The 2,980-nt window shown below is 72.3% G+C and carries 2 protein-coding genes and 1 pseudogene; all 3 read left to right on the top strand.

Annotation, left to right across the window (positions count from 1 at the left end; genetic code table 11):
• Positions 1-1,034, top strand: a 1,034-nt coding sequence (locus tag AB7U92_RS24845; protein WP_428583170.1) for a DUF1800 family protein, incomplete at its 5' end; no start/stop codon positions are given.
• Positions 1,031-2,473: a DUF1501 domain-containing protein gene (locus tag AB7U92_RS24850; protein ID WP_428583172.1), complete on the top strand. Its 1,443-nt coding sequence runs from the start codon at positions 1,031-1,033 to the stop codon at positions 2,471-2,473. The genes AB7U92_RS24845 and AB7U92_RS24850, both read left to right, overlap by 4 nt.
• 126 nt (positions 2,474-2,599) lie before the next feature.
• Positions 2,600-2,980: pseudogene (locus AB7U92_RS24855) on the top strand (hypothetical protein); the annotation flags it as partial.

The following is a 2,980-nucleotide window of genomic DNA, read 5'->3' on the forward strand; positions in this document are numbered from 1 at the left end:
ACGGCACGCTCAAGGGCGGCGCCTGCGCACCCACCTACAGCAACGAGACGGTGCGCAACTACGCGTACGCGCTGACCGGCTGGACCTACCCGGCCGGCGGCGCCACGCCCTGGGGCTGCTGGCCCACCGGGGCGAACTGCCAGTACTACGGCGGCGACATGGTGCCGGTGGCGCGCTACCACGATGCCAATGCGCGCCCGCTGCTGATGGGCCTGAGCAAGCCCGCCGGCAGCACGCCGGCCAGCGCGCTGGAGACGGTGCTCGACAGCGTGATGACGCACCCGAACACCGCGCCCTTCATCGCCAGGCAGCTGATCCAGCACCTGGTCAGCAGCAACCCCAGCCCGGCCTACGTGCAACGCGTGGCCAGTGCGTTCGTCGCCGGCAGCTACAGCGCCGAAGGGCGCAGCTTCGGCGCCGGGCAGCGCGGCGACCTGGCCGCCACGGTGGCGGCGAACCTGCTCGACGCCGAGGCGCGCACCGAGACGCCCGCGCGCAGCGCCGGCAAGCTGCGCGAGCCCACGCTGATGTTCACCGCCACGCTGCGCGCGCTCAACGGCCGCAGCGACGGCGAGGCGCTGGCCTGGTGGTGGGGCGAGACGCTGCGCCAGCACGTCTTCCGCCCGCCGTCGGTGTTCAACTTCTACCCGCCCGACTACCCGGTGCCGGGCAAGCCGGCGATGGTCGGGCCGCAGTTCGGCATCCACAACGCCAACGCAGCGCTGGAGCGGCTGAACTTCCTGACCTACCTGCTCTACTGGGGCGGATCGGATCCCGCCGCCAACGTGCCTGGCGCCTTCGGCACGCGCATCGACACCACGCCCTTCGAGGCCGACGCCGCCGACGCCGGCAAGCTGGTCGACCGCCTTTCGGTGCTGGCCACCGGTGCGGTGCTGCCCGCCGGCACACGCGGGCGCATCGTCACCGCGGTGGAAGCCTTCAATTCGTCGACCAGCAACACCTGGCAGAGCGAGCGCGTCAAGCAGGCCGCCTACCTCGTGTTCGCCACCCCGGCCTTCCAGGTGCAGCGATGAGCAAAGAACGCATGAACCTCTCCCGCCGCCACTGGCTCAAGGCCGCCGGCCTCGTCGGCGCCAGCGCCGGCCTCGGCACGCTGGGCAACCTGCTGCTGCCGGCCACGCCGGCGCGGGCGGCCGACTACAAGGCGCTGGTCTGCATCTTCCTGTACGGCGGAAACGACGGCCTGAACACCATCGTGCCGACCGACGCCACCCGCTACGGGCAGTACGCCGCCGTGCGCAAGGGCCTGGCGCTGCCGCAGGCCAGCCTGGTGCCGCTGGGCACCAGCGGCTACGGCCTGCACCCGGCACTCTCGGCGCTGGAGCCGATCTGGACGGAGGGACGGCTGGCACCGGTATTCAACGTCGGACCGCTGTACCAGCCGCTGACCAAGGCGCAGTTCCGCGCCGCGCCGCAGAGCTCGGATCTGGTGCCCGACAGCCTGTTCTCGCACAGCGACCAGCAGGTGCTCTGGGAGGCCTCGAGCACCGATGCGCTCACCCGCACCGGCTGGGGCGGCCGTGCCGCCGAGGTGCTGGGCACCGCCAACCCGGTGATCTCGGTGGGCGGCAACGGGCGCTTCGGGCTGTCGTCGCTGTCGGCGCCGCTGGTGCTGCCCGACCCGGGCGCCACCTTCGGCGCCTACGAACTCGGCACCGAGAGCTGGCGCACCGGCTATGCGCCGCTGGTGGCGCGCGCCACCGCGCTGCGCGGCATCTACACCGAGGCGCAGGACACCGACCTCGCCGAGGTCTACGCCCAGATGCAGCGCGACGCCTTCACCGTCTCCGACCGGCTGGCCGCGCTGATCAAGGTGACGCCCGGCCAGCCGGGCTCGGTGGCGGCGATCGACAACGCCTTCGCGCCGCTGATCAGCAACGGCACGGTGGCCAACGGCCTGCCACGCCAGCTCTACCAGATCGCCAAGCTGATCGCCGGCAACGCCACGGTGCAGGGCAACCGGCAGATCTTCTTCGCGCAGCTCGGCGGCTTCGACACCCACGGCAACCAGATCGGCGGCACCGTGCTGACCGGTAACCACGCCACGCTGCTCAAGCAGGTCGGCGATTCGCTGGCCTGCTTCCACAACGCGATGAAGGCGCTGGCACTGGCCGACGCGGTGACCGCGTTCACGCAGAGCGACTTCGGCCGCACCTTCACGCCGAACAACAGCAGCGGCACCGACCACGCCTGGGGCAACCATCACCTGGTGGTCGGCGGCGCGGTGCGCGGCGGCACCACCTACGGCAGCTACCCGACGCTGGTGCTGGGCGGGCCGGACGACGTCGGCGTCGACAGCTGGGAGCTGCAGGGTCGCTGGATCCCGACGCTGTCGGTCGACCAGTACGCCGCCACGCTGCTCGGCTGGTTCGGCGCCAGCCCGGCGCAGCTCGATGCGGTACTGCCCAACCTGGCGAACTTCGGCAGCGCGCGCTCGATCGGCTTCCTGTAGGCCTCCCAGGCTCCGGCCTGTCGCGGGCAGGCGCAGCCTGTCGCGCCGCCGCGCGCGGCCGTCGCATGGTCCTCGCGGCGAGCGGTCGCTGCCCGTACAGTCGCGGCCAATCCTGCAAGGCCCGCGATGACGATCTCCGCCACTCCACCCGTTCCGCCGGCGCCGCCGGTGCCGCCCGTCCCGCACCCCCCGCAGGCGCCGGGCCGCTGGGCCCGCTTCAGCGCCGCCGTGACACGTGGCTACCACGCCTACGGCGGCTGGCTGGTCGGCATCAGCTGGTGGAAGTTCATCGCGCTGTCCGTGCTGCTGCTGATCATCAGCGGCGTGATGCAGAACATCCCGCCGTTCAATCTGCGCATTCCGGTCTGGGAGCCGCCGGGGGCCGTACCCCAGCCCCCGACGCCCCCCAAGCCGCCGCGGGAGCCCATCATCCACATCGAGCGCAGCCGCGCGCCGGCTCCCGCGGCCAGCGCCGCCAGTGGGGTGAGCGCGACCAAGGGCGAGGTG

It is taken from the genome of Piscinibacter sp. (assembly GCF_050175855.1).
Taxonomy (GTDB): Bacteria; Pseudomonadota; Gammaproteobacteria; order Burkholderiales; family Burkholderiaceae_C; genus Piscinibacter.

Coding starts and splice junctions, on each gene's coding strand:
- AB7U92_RS24850 (WP_428583172.1), top strand. CDS start 1,031: ATGAGCAAAGAACGCATGAACCTCTCCCGCCGCCACTGGCTCAAGGCC.